At 52.8% G+C, this 15,641-nt stretch carries 17 protein-coding genes; 11 read left to right on the forward strand and 6 right to left on the reverse strand.

The features are described from left to right. Nucleotides 1-73: 73 nt before the first annotated feature. The gene (locus ACJY2G_RS00220; RefSeq protein WP_430319850.1) at nt 74-1,504 is read right to left on the reverse strand and encodes an amidohydrolase family protein; all 1,431 of its coding nucleotides are present in this window, start codon (nt 1,502-1,504) and stop codon (nt 74-76) included. 94 nt (nt 1,505-1,598) lie between these two features. Then, nucleotides 1,599-2,453, reverse strand: coding sequence for a LysR family transcriptional regulator (locus ACJY2G_RS00225; RefSeq protein ID WP_430319851.1), 855 nt, complete (start codon nt 2,451-2,453; stop codon nt 1,599-1,601). 257 nt (nt 2,454-2,710) lie between these two features. Between ACJY2G_RS00225 and hpxO the strand changes: the two genes are divergently transcribed. From hpxO to ACJY2G_RS00245, 4 genes are all read left to right on the forward strand, one after another. Beyond that, on the forward strand, nt 2,711-3,868 hold the full coding sequence (hpxO, locus tag ACJY2G_RS00230; RefSeq protein ID WP_430319852.1) for an FAD-dependent urate hydroxylase HpxO: 1,158 nt from the start codon (nt 2,711-2,713) through the stop codon (nt 3,866-3,868). A 127-nt stretch (nt 3,869-3,995) separates the two neighbouring features. Further along, nucleotides 3,996-5,570, forward strand: a complete 1,575-nt coding sequence (locus ACJY2G_RS00235; protein WP_430319853.1) for a hypothetical protein — start codon at nt 3,996-3,998, stop codon at nt 5,568-5,570. 199 nt (nt 5,571-5,769) lie between these two features. Beyond that, the gene (locus ACJY2G_RS00240; protein WP_095924354.1) at nt 5,770-6,099 is read left to right on the forward strand and encodes a hypothetical protein; all 330 of its coding nucleotides are present in this window, start codon (nt 5,770-5,772) and stop codon (nt 6,097-6,099) included. A gap of 17 nt (nt 6,100-6,116) precedes the next feature. After that, nucleotides 6,117-6,656 (forward strand): hypothetical protein, encoded by a 540-nt coding sequence (locus tag ACJY2G_RS00245; RefSeq protein WP_430319855.1) that lies wholly within the window; start codon nt 6,117-6,119, stop codon nt 6,654-6,656. 55 nt (nt 6,657-6,711) lie between these two features. Here ACJY2G_RS00245 and ACJY2G_RS00250 read toward each other — a convergent pair whose 3' ends face one another. Beyond that, a complete protein-coding gene (locus tag ACJY2G_RS00250; protein ID WP_430319856.1) occupies nt 6,712-7,203 on the reverse strand; it encodes a hypothetical protein in 492 nt (163 codons plus the stop codon). Nucleotides 7,204-7,258: 55 nt separating this feature from the next. Next, on the reverse strand, nt 7,259-8,161 hold the full coding sequence (locus tag ACJY2G_RS00255) for a LysR family transcriptional regulator (RefSeq protein WP_430319857.1): 903 nt from the start codon (nt 8,159-8,161) through the stop codon (nt 7,259-7,261). Between the two features lie 120 nt (nt 8,162-8,281). Between ACJY2G_RS00255 and ACJY2G_RS00260 the strand changes: the two genes are divergently transcribed. The 3 genes from ACJY2G_RS00260 to ACJY2G_RS00270 all read left to right on the forward strand — a co-directional run bounded on the left by ACJY2G_RS00260 (nt 8,282) and on the right by ACJY2G_RS00270 (nt 9,737). Continuing rightward, nucleotides 8,282-9,022 carry an SDR family oxidoreductase gene (locus ACJY2G_RS00260; RefSeq protein ID WP_430319858.1) on the forward strand — a complete coding sequence of 247 codons (741 nt, stop codon included), beginning with the start codon at nt 8,282-8,284 and terminating at the stop codon, nt 9,020-9,022. A gap of 116 nt (nt 9,023-9,138) precedes the next feature. Then, the gene (locus ACJY2G_RS00265; RefSeq protein WP_244220168.1) at nt 9,139-9,393 is read left to right on the forward strand and encodes an AbrB/MazE/SpoVT family DNA-binding domain-containing protein; all 255 of its coding nucleotides are present in this window, start codon (nt 9,139-9,141) and stop codon (nt 9,391-9,393) included. After that, on the forward strand, nt 9,393-9,737 hold the full coding sequence (locus ACJY2G_RS00270) for a type II toxin-antitoxin system PemK/MazF family toxin (protein WP_129638057.1): 345 nt from the start codon (nt 9,393-9,395) through the stop codon (nt 9,735-9,737). The genes ACJY2G_RS00265 and ACJY2G_RS00270 overlap by 1 nt, the downstream gene beginning before the upstream one ends. Nucleotides 9,738-9,744: 7 nt before the next feature. Here the strand turns inward: ACJY2G_RS00270 and ACJY2G_RS00275 are convergent, their stop codons facing one another. Further along, the gene (locus tag ACJY2G_RS00275) at nt 9,745-10,644 is read right to left on the reverse strand and encodes a DMT family transporter (RefSeq protein WP_430319859.1); all 900 of its coding nucleotides are present in this window, start codon (nt 10,642-10,644) and stop codon (nt 9,745-9,747) included. Nucleotides 10,645-10,832: 188 nt separating this feature from the next. On the opposite strand from ACJY2G_RS00275, the gene ACJY2G_RS00280 reads away from it, so the two are divergent. From ACJY2G_RS00280 to ACJY2G_RS00290, 3 genes are all read left to right on the forward strand, one after another. Then, nucleotides 10,833-11,711, forward strand: coding sequence for a helix-turn-helix transcriptional regulator (locus ACJY2G_RS00280; RefSeq protein WP_430319860.1), 879 nt, complete (start codon nt 10,833-10,835; stop codon nt 11,709-11,711). An 85-nt stretch (nt 11,712-11,796) separates the two neighbouring features. Further along, nucleotides 11,797-12,330, forward strand: a complete 534-nt coding sequence (locus ACJY2G_RS00285; RefSeq protein WP_430319861.1) for a GNAT family N-acetyltransferase — start codon at nt 11,797-11,799, stop codon at nt 12,328-12,330. A gap of 34 nt (nt 12,331-12,364) precedes the next feature. Then, the gene (locus ACJY2G_RS00290) at nt 12,365-12,988 is read left to right on the forward strand and encodes a glutathione S-transferase family protein (RefSeq protein ID WP_217174874.1); all 624 of its coding nucleotides are present in this window, start codon (nt 12,365-12,367) and stop codon (nt 12,986-12,988) included. 226 nt (nt 12,989-13,214) lie between these two features. On the opposite strand, the gene ACJY2G_RS00295 is transcribed toward ACJY2G_RS00290, so the two are convergent. Next, complete coding sequence (locus ACJY2G_RS00295) at nt 13,215-14,330, reverse strand: SDR family oxidoreductase (RefSeq protein WP_430319862.1); 1,116 nt, start codon at nt 14,328-14,330, stop codon at nt 13,215-13,217. Nucleotides 14,331-14,783: 453 nt separating this feature from the next. Here ACJY2G_RS00295 and ACJY2G_RS00300 point away from each other — a divergent pair, with 453 nt between their 5' ends. Further along, on the forward strand, nt 14,784-15,641 hold the full coding sequence (locus ACJY2G_RS00300) for a PA4780 family RIO1-like protein kinase (RefSeq protein WP_120162194.1): 858 nt from the start codon (nt 14,784-14,786) through the stop codon (nt 15,639-15,641).

The following is a 15,641-nucleotide window of genomic DNA, read 5'->3' on the forward strand; positions in this document are numbered from 1 at the left end:
CATCAACGTTCAGAACAACAAAAAGCCCCGAAAGGGGCTTTTTGCTATCCGGCATTCAGGGATCTCTGATACCTCACACTTTCCCAACAGCTCCAAACACTAATCTGCCCTGATGGAATGTCGCTTTCACCTCCGACACCCGCGCGACCGCTTCGGCGGAGCAGCTGGCGTCGACCAGGATCATTTCGGCGTTATCGTTCACCGCAGGCCACTGGCGTTTGCCGCTGTCGTCGAGCGGCAGGACGTTGCCGGTGGCGATAGCGAGGGAGCGCGTCAGGCCAAATTCGTCGGAGTTGCCGTAGAGCTGGGCGTAGAGGCTGGCTTTTTCCAGCATGCTGCCGGTACCGAACGGCGACCAGTGGTCGATTACACTGTCGGTGCCGGTCATAACAAATACGCCATTCTGGCTGAGCTGCGGCAGCGGCATGTTCAGTTTACCGAGCGGAATGGTGGAGGCGACGGTGAACTGCTGTTCGGCAAGCCCGTTGATTACCTCGTCGAGTTCTGCGCCCTGCATCATCGCCAGTGCGAAACCGTGGCTGAGCGTCACTTTGCCTTTCAGCTGCGGGTTTTTCTCCACCGTCTGAATCATGTATTTTACTGCCGCAATACCGGCTGGCGTGGTTTCATGCAGATGAATATCCACGCCCTTGTTGGTATCGAGCGCAATCTGGAACATCGCGTCGAGGGATTTTTCCATCGCGCCGTCCACGTTGGTCGGATCCAGCCCGCCGACGTACTGCACGCCCATTTGCATCGCTTCGCGCATCAGGCCATAGACTTTTGAATGCAGTAAACCGTGCTGCGGGAACGCCACGATTTCACAACTGAAATCCTGTTGATGTTTTTCCAGCGCAATCTTCAGATGTTCAAGGCTTTTCAGGCCGCTGACCGGGTCGATATTGCAGTGGCTGCGCGCAACAGTCGTGCCTTTGGAATGCAGCAGGCCAATGATTGCTTCAGCGTGTTCCACCGATGTCGGTAACAGTTGGGGGATCAGCACCTGTTCGCGGGCAATCATGTCCATGATGGTTTTGCCTTTCCGCGGGCGGGGTGCTTCCCATTTGCCGCCGTAGAAGGTCTTGTCGAGGTGAATATGCATGTCGCGTGTGGCGGGCAGCAGAAGTAATCCTCTGGCATCAAAAGCAGGCAAGGTACTGGCCGGGGCATCTTTTGCAGGCTGGATCGCCACGATTTTGCCGTTGTTGATTTCCAGGTTGTACAGCCCGGTTTGGGTGGCGACAACGATATCGTCTTCGCGCTCAAAACCCTCTTCCAGCCGCACATTGCGCAGCTGGTAATGCGGTGCAGAAATCGCGTTGATCTGGCTTGCATCGTTACATTTTTCGTCCATCGCGCCCGCTTTAAACGGCGCGGCTGATGCGATTCCGGAGGACATTCCTGCGGTGAGCAATGCGCCGGTGGCGGTGATTTTGGCGCTATGAGAGAGAAAGTTTCTGCGGCTTTGATGCTGAGGATTTTGCACGTCGAATTCCTTAATCATGATGCGGGAGGATGCTGTTTCCCTTTCACCCTAAAAGATATCGCCGGTTCCGGCTGCGATTTTTCCCACTGCCTGTCAGTGGGAAACGTAATGGCTAACTGAGCTGACAAAAATCTTTTAATTTTCCGGCCAGTGCGATTTGTGCCGGTGTTGCGTCGGGGCGATAAAACAGCGCGAGTTCGACGTTATTCACCGGCGGCAAGCCGCTTTCGGTGTCTAAAATCCGGTGTTCCGGCAGGCGGCAACTGGCAGGCAATAAGGTGACGCCCAGTCCGGCGGCACTGGCGGCGACCAGCGCCGCGAGGCTGGCGCTGCTGTAACTGATGCGCCAGCTGCGTCCAAGAGTATCCAGCGCCTGACACAGTTCTTCGCGGTATAACCCGTTGAGCGGAAACAGCACCAGCGGGATCGGATCCCGTTCAAACGCCGGAAACGCGGCGCTGTCGAGCCACTGCATCGGCTCGGGGCGCGAGGCATTGGCTTTCTCGCCGGTCAGCTGTTTCACCAGAATAATATCCAGCATCTCCTGCTGCCAGGCGCGGCGCAGTTCGTGGCTCAGGCCGCTGGTCACATCGAGGCGGATATGCGGATGGGCGCGGCTGAACTGGGCCAGCAACGATGTGGTGGCGGCGGCAAAATCTTCCGGCACGCCAAGACGCACCACGCCGTCCGGCCACTGGTCACTCAGCGCGTCGTGCGCTTCACCGTTCAGCGCGATAATCCGCCGCGCATAACCCAGCAACCGTTCGCCTTCTTCGGTGAGCTGAACCTGATGTGAGGTGCGTTCCAGCAGCGGTTTGCCCAGCGCCTCTTCCAGCCGGCGGATTTGCTGGCTGACGGTGGATTGCGAGAGATAAACGCGGTCGGCAGCACGGGTAAAACTGCCGGTTTCGCAGACGGCGACAAAACTAAGCAACTGCTGCGGGCTGAACATCGGATAGCGATTCATTTTATAAATACTTATGTTTTATGTATTCAAAATATCAATACTACCCAGAGTATCAACCTTCGCCCGTGCGCACCAGACTGGTTCATTGCATGCTGGTTGCGGCACGTTTGCTCCAAAAGTGCGCCTCGTTTTAGCGCATTCCTTCCGTGCTTTGGCAGTGGTTGATTTCACTTAAGATTGACTATAAGGCTTTGGCGGCAAATCGTCTTTCTGGTACAGAAATTGCTTTCCCCTAAAGAGACTCAGGGGAGAAAAATATGAAAGCGATCGTGATTGGTGGCGGTATTGGCGGGGCGTGTGCGGCGATTGCGCTGAAGCGTTTTGGCATCGAAACGGCGGTATACGAGGCAGTGAAAGAGATCAAACCGGTCGGCGCGGCGATCTCCATCTGGCCTAACGGAGTGAAGTGCCTGAATTATCTCGGCATGAAAGATGCGCTGCGCGAACTTGGCGGCAACATGCGTTTTATGGCGTACAAAGAATATCAGCAGGGTCAGACCATGACGCGTTTCAGTATGGATCCGCTGATCCAGAGCGTCGGCGAGCAGCCGTATCCGGTGGCACGTGCGGAACTTCAGTCGATGCTGCTCGAGACGTATGGCCGCGATCAGGTGCAGTTTGGCAAGCGCGTGACGCATGTTGAAGGATCCGCCGACAGCGTGACCGCCTGGTTTGACGACGGCACGTCTGCGACCGGTGATTTATTGATTGCCGCCGACGGCACCCATTCTGTTATCCGCCAGCATGTTCTGGGCTATGCGACGGAGCGCCGCTACGCCGGTTACGTCAACTGGAACGGTCTGGTGGAAATCGACGAAAGCATCGCGCCAGCCGATCAATGGACGACGTTTGTCGGCGAAGGTAAACGCGTTTCGCTGATGCCGGTGAGCGGCAACCGTTTTTATTTCTTCTTTGATGTGCCGCTGCCGAAAGGTTTGCCGCAGGATCGCACCACCGTGCGCGAGGATTTGCAGGGCTACTTTGCGGGCTGGGCGGAACCGGTGCAGAAGCTGATCAGCCAGATCAATCCTGAAACCACTAACCGCGTCGAAATCCACGATATCGAACCCTTTATGCAACTGGTCAAAGGCCGTATTGCGCTGCTCGGCGATTCCGGCCACAGCACCACGCCGGATATCGGGCAGGGTGGTTGTGCGGCGATGGAAGACGCAGTCGTACTGGCGAATATGCTGCAAACCAATTCATTAGGCATTGAAGACGCATTGCTGCGTTATCAGGAAAAACGCGCATATCGCGTGAAGGATCTGGTACTGAAAGCGCGTAAACGCTGTGATGTCACTCACGGCAAAGAAATGGCCGTGACCGAACAATGGTATGAAGATTTGAAAACTGAAACCGGTGAACGCATTCTTTCCGGAATGTGTGAAACCATTCTGGGCGGCCCGCTGGAATAACGCGGTGACTGACAGGAAATAACTTTTTACACATCCTTAAAGTTTCCTGTGTTTTTGCCGAAAATAGCATCAGAAGGATCAAGGTATCCACTGGCGCTTTGACGCAAAAACATAGGGACTCATCAGGATGACAGTTATCTCTGCGACAGGTAATCAGACGCTTAATACGCTGGTTACGTCAACAAAATCACTGACGGCAGTCACTACTGCAGCCAGTCAGCAGCAGGCTTCAGCGACGCAATCCTCCGCAGTGATGATCGGCCAGACGGAATCTGCGTCGCCGGTATACAGCATCACCAAACCGGCTCTGGTCTGGGAACGTTCTTCCAGTGATCTGATGTCTTCAAAGCTCGCATCCAATTTTAGCAACGCTGGCAATGCGGCGCGTTTTACCGGACTCGGTGCGGCGCTGCTTGAACGATTTACTACCGACAGCAGCAGTTATTCCCAGTCGGTGATGAAGCAGACTTCCGCTCAGTCAGCCAGTTCTGCGGCCAACGTCGCCGCCCAAACCCAGCTTCATACTAAAGCCGATAACCAGATAAGCCTGAGCATTAAAACCGCCAGCGGCGCGCTGGTCGATATCACGCTGGGCAGCGATGATGACGGTCTCGGCGTGCAGGTGAATGTCAGCAAAGGCACGCTCAGCGATGCGGATCGCAAAGCGCTGGCCGGTCTTGCAGAAGGTTTTCAGAAAGCGATTGATGGCCTGACGGCGCAGCCGCCGAAGCTGGATCTGAGCGGCCTGACAAAATTCGATACCTCGGTGCTGTCGTCGGTGGATTTACACGCCACGCTGGGCACCACTAATACCCAGACGCTGGATTTTCATGCTGATGCGAATACGCGCTCAGTCAAATCGACCGGTGTGGCTGGCACGGTAGATATCAGCGTGGACATGAGTCAACGCGCACTGCTGGGCACCGATAATCAGCAGAAACAGGCGCTGAACAGTTATCTGAAGCAAATCAACAGCGCAGGCAATCGCGGCAATGCCGATGAATCGCTGATGGCCATGTTCAAAGATGCCTTTACCGCCCTGAACAGCAATTACGGTGATACGGCGACGACATACAAAACTCGTGGCTCAGAGCCGGTGTATTTCTCGCTGACCAAAACCGATAAAAACATGATGACGGGGCTGGCGGATTTCACGGCGTCCATCTCACAGACGCCGGTCGATACCACCAATCCGATGCGCCCGGACGAAACCGATACGTTCTCTTATCAGGTTTCTCAAACCAGCAGCATCACCGGTACGGGTACGCAGGATCGCAATATCACCCAGAAGCAGCAGTCGCATCTGGTCGCCAGTTACCATCAGTCGCTGACGCCGGGTTTACAGCTGAACCTGACCAGCGACCGGAATTCGCAGAATTACCTGTACTATCAGATTGATGACTCGGCAGAAAGCACGACGTCCGTGCAGTATCACAAAGGGGCGCTGGTGAGTGCGTCAGTGGCTCAGTCCGCCAGCAACTCAACACATATTCAGAAATATGTGAAAGGCGCACTGGAATCCGACACCACCACGCCGGAAATCACGTCGAAAACCACTGACCTGCTCGGCAAGCTGCAATCCGCCTGGGAAAATAATGCCCCGCGGATGTCGTTCCAGGATTACCTGAATCATCAGACCCTGCCTGATCTCAGCGGGATGGTACTGATGGAATCTGAACCTGCGGTATTGAAAAATAATTAATATTTTGCAGTAACGTTATTAAATAAACGGAAACTATAAGCCTCTCTGAATATTTCAGAGAGGCTTTTTATTTCTGGAAGTGTGATATTTCTTCAGTTAAAAATCATTTTTACCAATATCATATAAATGAAGTTATTTGATGGGTCATGTGAATGTATTTATTATGAATGATATATTTCAATAATAGCTGAGGTCTAAAATGATAGAATGTGGTGGAGGTTCCGTAACTTTCGGCCAGCAGAGTATCAATACCATTGAAGAAATACGTCGAAAGAGAAAATTGGGAACATTACTTCAGGCACTGAATGCAACTAGTGTTCTTTATTCTATTTTCGTTAAAAATAATTCATTAACCAGTAGTTTTTACGTTACACAACAAGATTTCTTTATGTTTTCTCAGGCAGCGAAAGGAACCGGTGACCTTGTCAGGAACTTGATATATAGAGATATCGAAATGCTAATATTAACAACTGGATTGCAAGGTGAGGAACGTGCTTTTTGGATGTGTATGAAGGACAGTCTTCGTTAAACATTTAAGGAATGAATGTGAAGCTATTACCATTAACCGCACTCTTACTCTTTTTTCCTCTGTGCGTATTTGCTACTCAGAGTATCTCGCCGGAACAATTAAGACTAAAGCAGGCAATGCAATCTGCGATGGACAGCCTGGGCAGACAAACCACGCTGTGTGACGAAAAAGAGCAACAAAAGCCGAAAGTCACCGCAGAAGATCTGAAGCCTTTTGATCGGGAAACGATATCTACTGCGCTTATTTACTTTAAAAATGAATCGCTGAAATCCTGTATTCAACAGCAAGAATATGAATATATGCTGAGTATGATTGCCTATGCGGGCAGTTTTCCTGAAAGCACACATAGCGGGCAAGATTATCAAACAGTGATCGAATCTTTGATTGTCCTTTCGCCGGGCGCAAATCCCTCTGTGATAAAAACAGAAGGTCGGTTTTTAGCTTTACCAGCACCTTTACAGGAAAAACTTAAACAGACATTCCAGTCGAAAACCTTCGATCTCGAATTCGTGCTCAATTATTACGACACCCACGGGCAGGGAAAAAGTAAATCCTGATCCAGTGCTAACGTATTAACAGCCCCATCCGGGGCTGTTCTTTTCGCTTTAATGCTTACCTGGGTATCTCAAATTTCGTCCCTTTCACCACGATTTCATCAAATTGCAGATGATGCATAAATTCGCGCAAAATAAGCAGCGTGGCGGCGAAATCATTGCCGTCCGGGATGCCTTCGAAATGGGCTGGACGGCCATTAATCACCAGCGCCAGCCGGTCGAAAGTGCGTTCAACGGCGTCGAGGGATAAGGTCATGACTTCGTTTTCTGCTTCACCGGCAATGCGGGCCAGCGCACGGATATCGTTGTCTGTGCTGAACAGTTTGGCGCCCGGCGGAATGTCATGCCGGATACGGATCACTTCGTCCTCGACCACCATAATGGCGGTTTCCATTTCATCCGGTGTCGGCGGAGAATGGCGGAAATACCCGACGGATGTCAGTTGTGAGCCCAGTGTCAGGTGCAAACTTTTCTCTTCGTTATCATCACTACGGACGATAACTTGCGTCTCTTCGCTGCCGATATGCAGCAATACAGCAGGTGTGGTCATCGGCATCTCCCAATCGTTAACGTTATGACGTCAGGCTTTCTGAGCAGAAAAACTATCATGTCAGATGCGGATCGCGCCGCGCAAATTCTTTCACCATCCAGTCGATAAACACCCGCACCCGTGGCGAAAGCTGGCGGTTACGCGGGTAAAGCAGGGAAACCGGTAACGTACCGGCCGGAAAATTAGTCAGGATCTGCACCAGACTTCCCTGCGCGAGATCTTCCAGCAGGCCGTAATGCGGCACCTGAATAATCCCCATTCCGCGCCGTGCCGCTTCTTTCATGCTTTCCGCGCCGTTGACCGACAAACTGGTAGGCAGCAGGATTTCACGTGTTTTGCCTTGGTCCTGAAACACCAATGGCAACAGGCCTCCGGTGGCACTGGAACGAAAACCAATCATCCGGTGACCGGCGAGATCGTCCGGGGTTTCCGGTATGCCAAAACGTTGCAGATAGTCCGGGCTGGCGCAGGTAATTTCCGGCAGCGTACCGAGCGGGCGCGCCACCATATCGCTGTCTTTCAGCTCACCGGCGCGGATCACGCAATCAATCCCTTCGCGCACCAGATCCACCAGCCGGTCGCCTTCGCTCATGTAAAACTCAATGTCGGGATACTGCGCCAGAAAATCCGGCAGTCCCGGCAGCAGAAAATGTCGCGCCATCGAACCGTGAACATCCACCCGCAATAACCCTTTCGGCTGGGCACCGGCAAAGGCCATTTCGGCATCTTCCACATCCGCCAGAATACGCAGACAGCGCTGGTAATAGGCTTCGCCATCCAGCGTCGGGCTGACGTGACGGGTGGTGCGTTGCAAAAGCCGGATGTTCAGCCGCGTTTCCAGCTGCTTTATCGCATCGGTCACCGTCGAGCGCTTGAGGTTTAGCGCTTGCGCGGCCTGCGTAAAACTGCGCAATTCCACCACGCGGGTGAACAGCTGCATGCTGTCGAGTTTATCCATGGTGATTGTTCGCCTTTTCCGGATAGTGTTAACGAATATCAGGGAATTATCCGGCAGCGTCAATCGGCTACGCTTTCTTCATCGACGACGACTCCGAATCACTGAAAAAGGAAACACCTCATGACTTCATCTAAACAGAAAGTCGCGCTGGTCACCGGCGCATCCCGTGGTATTGGCGCGGCGATCGCAGAACGTCTGGCGCAGGACGGTTTTACCGTGATTGTTAACCATTCACGCGGTGCGGCAGAAGCTGACGCGGTGGTCAGTAAAATCGAACAGGCAGGCGGAAAAGCTATCAGCGCGCAGGCGGATGTCAGCGACGCTGCGGCGGTCAGCCGGATGTTTGCCAGCGCGGAACAGGCGTTTGGTGGTATTGATGTGCTGGTGAACAACGCGGGGATCATGACGCTTTCCGCCATTGCCGACACAGACGATGCAGCGTTCGATCGCCTTATCGACATTAACCTGAAAGGCACTTTTAACACGCTGCGTGAAGCGGCGAAACATCTGCACGACGGCGGGCGAATCATCAATTTCTCATCGACCGTGGTTGGGTTATATCAGCCGACGTACGGCGTGTATGCCGCGACCAAAGCGGCTGTCGAAGCGCTGAGCCGCGTGCTCACCAAAGAAATGCGCGGACGCCAGATAACCGTCAACACCGTGGCGCCCGGCCCGACGGCAACGGATTTATTCCTCAACGGCAAATCGGATCAGCTGGTGGAAACCATCGCCAAAACCTCACCGCTTGAGCGCCTTGGCCAGCCGGAAGATATTGCCTCCGTCGTCGCCTTCCTCGCCGGTCCCGATGGCGCATGGGTTAACGGCCAGACGCTGAAGGCGAATGGCGGGATTATTTAACACTCCCGATTAACGCAGAAAGATAAAAAACCGGAATGCAGCTCGCAAAAGCCCGTATCAGGAATACTGCGACGGGCTTTTGGTTGTATACTCTTTGTAGATACAACGGTGGAGAAATGAACATGCGCACCCGGGCCACATTACAGAAATGGGGTAACAGCATCGCGTTAAGGCTGTCAGGAAATTTGAAGTCAATTCCACAATTTGAGGAAGGTGATGTCGTTGATATCGAGATTTCTGAAGAAGGGCTGCAAATTCGAAAAGCCGATAGGCAAAAGGTCACGGAGGCCAGCTTGTTATCGGGGCTGAGCGCGTATAATGCTCATGCTGATGAATTGGCAGAACCGACTGACAAGGAGCTTGATTACTAATGTATTTACCGAAGCGCGGGGATATTTGCTGGCTGGATTTCGAGCCCACCAAAGGAAAGGAAATAGGCAAATATCGACCGGCGCTGATCCTGTCTCATGAAACCTATAATCAGGTGACCGGTCTGGTGATTTGTATGCCGGTGAGCAGCAGCATCCGCGGCGCACCGACAGAGGTGCCGGTCAACAACCTGAGCGCACCTTGCGTCGTTGCCACCACGTTGATCCATACGATGGACTGGCGGCACCGGCAGGCTAAGTTTATCGCTGTTGCCGAAGATGGCGTGTTTAACGATGTGCTTGCCCGGATTATTCCGCTGATTGGCGGTGAGAGCTTACTGGCCTGATATCAAATTACGCCGCCGCCTTCCTGAACACCCCCAGCCAGGCCGGGCGGCAGAACATCACCAGATTGCCCAGCAGGATAAGCGCCAGCCCGATAACTGCATTGGCGTGCCACTGATAACCTTCATAAACGGTGGACACGGTCAGTGCGACCAGCGGGAACAGCAGGGTGCTGTAGGCCGCCTGACTGGCACCGATGCGCCCGACCAGCGTGAAGTAAATGCCGAAGGCCAGCACTGAGCCAAACACCGAAAGATAGACCAGCGAGCCGAGATAGTGCGGTGTCAGGTCGATGGCGAATGACGCGCCTTGTATCAGACTCAGTACGCCCATCACCGCGGTGCCGTAAAACATCGCGTAAGTATTGGTGGAAAGTACGTCCAGCCCGTGGCGCTGATGGCGTGAGCTGATCATGTTGCCGAGTGAGAATCCATAAGTGCCGAGCAGGCTGAGGCCGATGCCTTTAAGCAGTTCCGGCGCGATATGCGCGGCGCTGAGATCATGCCAGAACAGCGTGATAATGCCCGCCAGTCCGAGAATGGAGGCCGGAATTACTGCCGGTGCCAGCTTCTGGCGGAAAAACAGCATGCCGTTGAAGGCATTAAATAACACGGCCATTGAGAAGATCACCGACTCCAGACCGCTGGTGATGTAAGCCGCTGCGTGATAGAAGCAGTAAAAATTGAAGCAAAAAACACAGCAGCCCTGAATCATGCAGAACAGATGATCTTTCAGCGCCAGGCGGCGCAACCGGCGCGTTGCCAGCAAAGCCACCAGCATGATCACAGCGGCCAGCAGGAAACGGTAGAAAATCGACACCGTCACCGGCACGTCGCCTTGTTGCAGATAGATGGCAAACCAGGTGGTGCCCCAGATAATTATCACCAGAATATAAAGCAAAGCGTTCATGGGTTTCTCTCACTCATAAAAGTAATGGCTGAGAGAAGTCTGCCGGAACGGGAGATTGCAGGCTTTCAGCGACCTGCGCTGAGTTGCATATTCTTGCGCATTTTTTGCGGCGGCGGCCTGCAAAATGTGGCTCTGTGACGGTGAAAAACCGTAAACTGAACCTCTTCTTTCCTCCACACGGACATGCCATGACGAAGGTTTATCAGGCTTTTGAAACGCTGCGTCAGCACAAAGCGGTTCTGCATGACAGTGTGGAGCTGGGTTCCGGCATTCAGCTGGCGGCGTGGTCGAACAAAAATGACATCGTGAATCAGGAAAGCGCCGATCACCACACGCTGAGCCTGTACGTTGCCGACGGTTACGAGTGCTATCACAAAACCCGTGGCGGCTGGCGTAACGGCGGCGGGCCGGATCGCTTTTGTCTGATGCCGAAAGGCAGCATGTCGAGCTGGGACGTGCGCGACAATTTGTCGTTTGTACATCTGTACTGCTCCGACGACCATCTGCGGTATCTGGTCGAGCAAACCTGGGATCGCAGCCCGGCGGCAATTGAGCTGGAGGAACGCACGTTCGAAGAAGATCCGCAGATTACGCTGTTGTATCGCCACTTTTTGCTCAGCAGTCAGTGGCAGGAAAACAGCAATCAGCTGATGCTGAGCAGCACCGCCAATCTGCTGCTGGCGCATCTGGTCAAAAATTATACCCATCTGCAATGGGCGCTGCCAACGGTGCGCGGCGGGCTGGCACCGCATATTCTCAATCGCGTGAAAGATTACATTCACACCCATCTGGCTGAGCCTTTATTGCTGCCGGAACTGGCTGCGCTGGCACAACTCAGCGAATTCCATTTTGCACGTATGTTCAGGCAAAGCATGGGGCTGGCGCCGCATCAGTACGTAATGAACGCCCGGCTGATCCACGCAGAAAATCTGCTGAAAACCAGCCAGATGAACATCACGGCTATCGCGCTTGAGTGCGGATTCAGTTCCACCAGTCATTTCAGTAACCGCTTTAAATCCGTCCGCGGCATCACGCCGTCGGCGCTGCGCGGCGGCATTATCGTCTGATTTTCATTCCGCGTTAAAACCCTTCTTCCGGTCTGTCTGATTCCAGTGCTAATTTAATGGAAATTCACTTTATTCAGGGAAAACCATGCTGACCCAGGCACCTGTTATTGAAACCGAACGTCTGATTTTACGCGCCCATCGCGTTGATGATTTTGAACATATTGCCGCGCAGTGGGCCGATCCTGCGGTGGTAAAATATATCGGCGGCACACCGTCGGATCGCGAAGCCAGCTGGAGCCGCCTGCTGCGTTATCCCGGCCACTGGCAGATGCTCGGTTTTGGTTACTGGATTGTGTTCGAAAAAACAAATGGTACAGAAGGCGCGTTTGTCGGCGAAATCGGTCTGGCGGATTATCAGCGTGACATTACTCCCTCGCTCAACGGCATGGCGGAAATGGGCTGGGTAGTTTCTCCGGCGTTTCACGGCAAAGGTTACGCGTTTGAAGCGGCGCAGGCGGTGATCCGCTGGGCTGAAACAAATCTGGATCGTCAGCTATGCTGCATTATTGCGCCGGAGCATCAGGCTTCAATTCGGCTGGCGGAAAAATGTGGTTTCGTGGCGAAAACCGACACCACTTATCACGGCTCTGCCACGCGGATTTTTGTTCGTCCGTCGTGACCGGCCATCTGTGTTCTACCTGACAGGGGAAATCATGCTGAAGATTCTGGGTAAATCACCGTCGATCAATGTACGTAAAGTGTTGTGGACCTGCCATGAGCTGGGGCTGGATTACGAGCAGGAGCAGTTTGGTTCAGGTTTTCAGTCCACGCAGACAGCGGAATTTAAAGCGCTGAATCCGAATGCGATGGTGCCGGTGGTGCTCGACGGCGAGTTCGTGCTGTGGGAATCCAACGTGATTTGCCGGTATCTGGCGGCGCGGGAAGGGCGTGAAGATTTGCTGTCCTCTGACCCGAAACGCCGTGCGCTGACGGAACAGTGGATGGACTGGCAGGCCGGTGAGCTGAATAACGCCTGGCGCTATGCGTTTCCGGCGCTGGCGCGCAACAGTCCGCAACATCAGGATCCGGCGCTGATTGATGCCGGTGTCAGCGAATGGAATCGTCATATGCAGATGCTGGAAGAACAACTTCAGCGCAGCGGCGATTACGTGCTGGGAGATAATTTTACGCTGGCGGATATTCCGCTCGGGCTGGCGGTGAACCGCTGGTCGATGACGCCGATGCCACGTCCGGCGTTACCGGCAGTGACGGCGTATTACGACAGGCTGAATCAGCGCGAAGGTTTCAGGCTTTATGGCCGAAACGGCCTGGTATAATCCCCGTCATCCTTCACGCTGCTTCTGCGTTGGCTGCGTTACTCGGCCCATCCATGGGCCTCGCTCCTGAAGGAGCCGCTGCAAGCAGCGTTCCAGTCTGCTCCCTGCAGATTGGTCACTCACCCCGGTCACTTACTTATGTAAGCTCCCGGGGATTCATTCCGTTGCCGCCTTGATGCAGCGAGAATGATTGAGGGGAGGGTTTAATATTTAACAGACATCGTGTTTATTTAAAATCCACCCGCATCAGTTCGCTGATAGATTGCCCACGGGTAGAGGAAACACATTTATCAATATAACTTTTAAAGGCAGCAGGTTTAGGAATGCCCATATTCAATAAGCGTGAGTTATCAAATTTCACGTTTAATTGGGCAAAGCCGCCGTAAAGTTTAATGGCGCGTAAAATAATTTTGTCATTACACGGGCCAAGCACATCTTTAAATTGCTTACGGATACCGGTGAAGTCCTGATAACTGATCTGCTCATATTCGCTGATAATCCGTGGCGCATTATTTGCTTTCGCCACAGAGGTATCAATTTCATGGAAGGGTGTACACATCTCTTCGCCAGAAGAAATATGATAAAAATTATGGCTGAGTTCGGTCGCCAGACATAATTTTGCCAGCACCATCGCACAATAATCTACCGGGATCACATCCACCTGGTCGTCGAGCGTACAGGTAAATTTCTTCAGTTTTATCGCCATCATAAAGACCCAGAAAATGCTGCTCGAAGGCTGGCAACCGTACTGGGTATGACCGACGATAATCGACGGACGTGCGACGACAAACGGCAGTGACGGACATTCTTCACGCACCAGATTCTCGATGGCGCGCTTGGACGCGGTATATTGCACCAGGTCTTCGTTCTGCTCGTTGTCCGGCATCCCTTCATAGAATACGCTGTCTTTATCAGGCATTGAGGCCATCGCCGTGCCGACATGCACAAATCTTTGCAGCCCTTTGATCTGCGCCATGCGTTTGGCAAACACCAGCGAGCCTTCAACATTGACCCGCCACATGGCCGGATTATTACCGAATGAAGCTATAGCGGCACAGTTAATGACGTGCGTGACATTATCTAAACGCGGGTCATGAATAAAACTTTCCGGCTCAGCTAAGTCACCGGTTAATATTGACTGTTCGCTCAGTGAAGAAAGCTGTTCATCACTGAGTTCAAATTTCTTTAAGTTATCGATAATTCTGGCGAGTCCCGTCGTATTATCGTCAGCCCTGACTAAAAGTAATAGTTTATTTCTGGTGGTTAATTGCTGACGCAAGAAATATTCAACAACAGCTCCGCCAACGAAACCAGTGGCACCGGTAATTAATAGCGTGTTCATAATAGACAACCTGCAACGGGAAATTACCGGCACAGTACCACCAAAATTCTAAACGGAGCGTATACCATTTCATGCCGTTATTAAACCTCAGCTAAACAGCACGAAAAGCTCAAGTCAGAGGAAAAGTTCCGGCGATATGAAAATATAATAACTGGCAGGACTTATTTACAGTAAGAAATAATTATCAGGCGTGAAACAGTCATTTAAGTCAAATTCCCGGCGATGATGATCAGAGGGAAAACATCCACAATGTCCGTGTGCTTTTTTACGCAGAATGACAATAACTTGTGCGCAGAAAGTATCCACTCCATCGCCACTACGTTAAACTGTACTCCTGAAGGCAGTAAGCGATAAGGATCAAGAAAGGATGACGCGAACGGCGTGTCTGGTGTGTAATGAAGGGAATATTGCGCAGGTCATTCCCTCATGCGCTGAAATAAGGTACAAGGCTGCATGAAAATCCCAAATAGAATCCAACCTCTGGTGGATGACGGCCTGATTGATGATGTGGTCCGTCGACTGAAAAGTGGCAAAGAGGCCGACGTGTACACCGTTTTATGCGGTGAAGAGATCCGTTGTGCCAAGGTTTATAAAGAAGCGACACAGCGTAGCTTCAAACAGGCCGTACAGTATCAGGAAGGCCGTAAAGTCCGTAACAGCCGCAACGCGCGTGCGATGCAAAAGGGCACTAAGTTCGGACGCAAACAGCAGGAAGAGTCCTGGCAGACGGCGGAAGTCGATGCGCTGTTCCGCCTGGCGAATGCCGGTGTGCGCGTGCCGCAGCCTTACATTTGTCTCGATGGCGTGTTGCTGATGGAGTTAATCACCGACGCTGACGGTGTGGTCGCACCGCGCCTCAGTGATGTCATCCTTACCGAAGAAGAAGCCGTCGCTGATTTCGAAACCATGATCCGCAATATCGTGCGCATGTTGTGTGCCGGTATCGTGCATGGCGATTTATCAGAGTTTAACGTGCTGATGGATGCCGACGGGCCGGTGATTATCGACCTGCCGCAGGCCGTGGATGCCGCCGCCAATAACCATGCCGAATCGATGTTTGAGCGCGATGTGAATAACATGACCGAGTATTACGGTCAGTTCGCGCCGAAGTTGCTGGAAACGCGCTATGCCAAAGAGATCTGGGCATTGTACGAAGACGGCAAACTGACGCCGGAATCGCCGCTGACCGGCCTGTTTGCCGAAGATACGCATAAAGCCGATGTGGATTCCCTGCTGGATGAAATCATTGCCGCCGAAGATGAGTATTACGATCGTCAGCGGGCAATGAAGGAACGCGATTTAGATCATTAA

This window comes from Rahnella sp. ATs2 (genome assembly GCF_051851855.1).
GTDB classification, from domain to species: domain Bacteria; phylum Pseudomonadota; class Gammaproteobacteria; order Enterobacterales; family Enterobacteriaceae; genus Rahnella; species Rahnella variigena.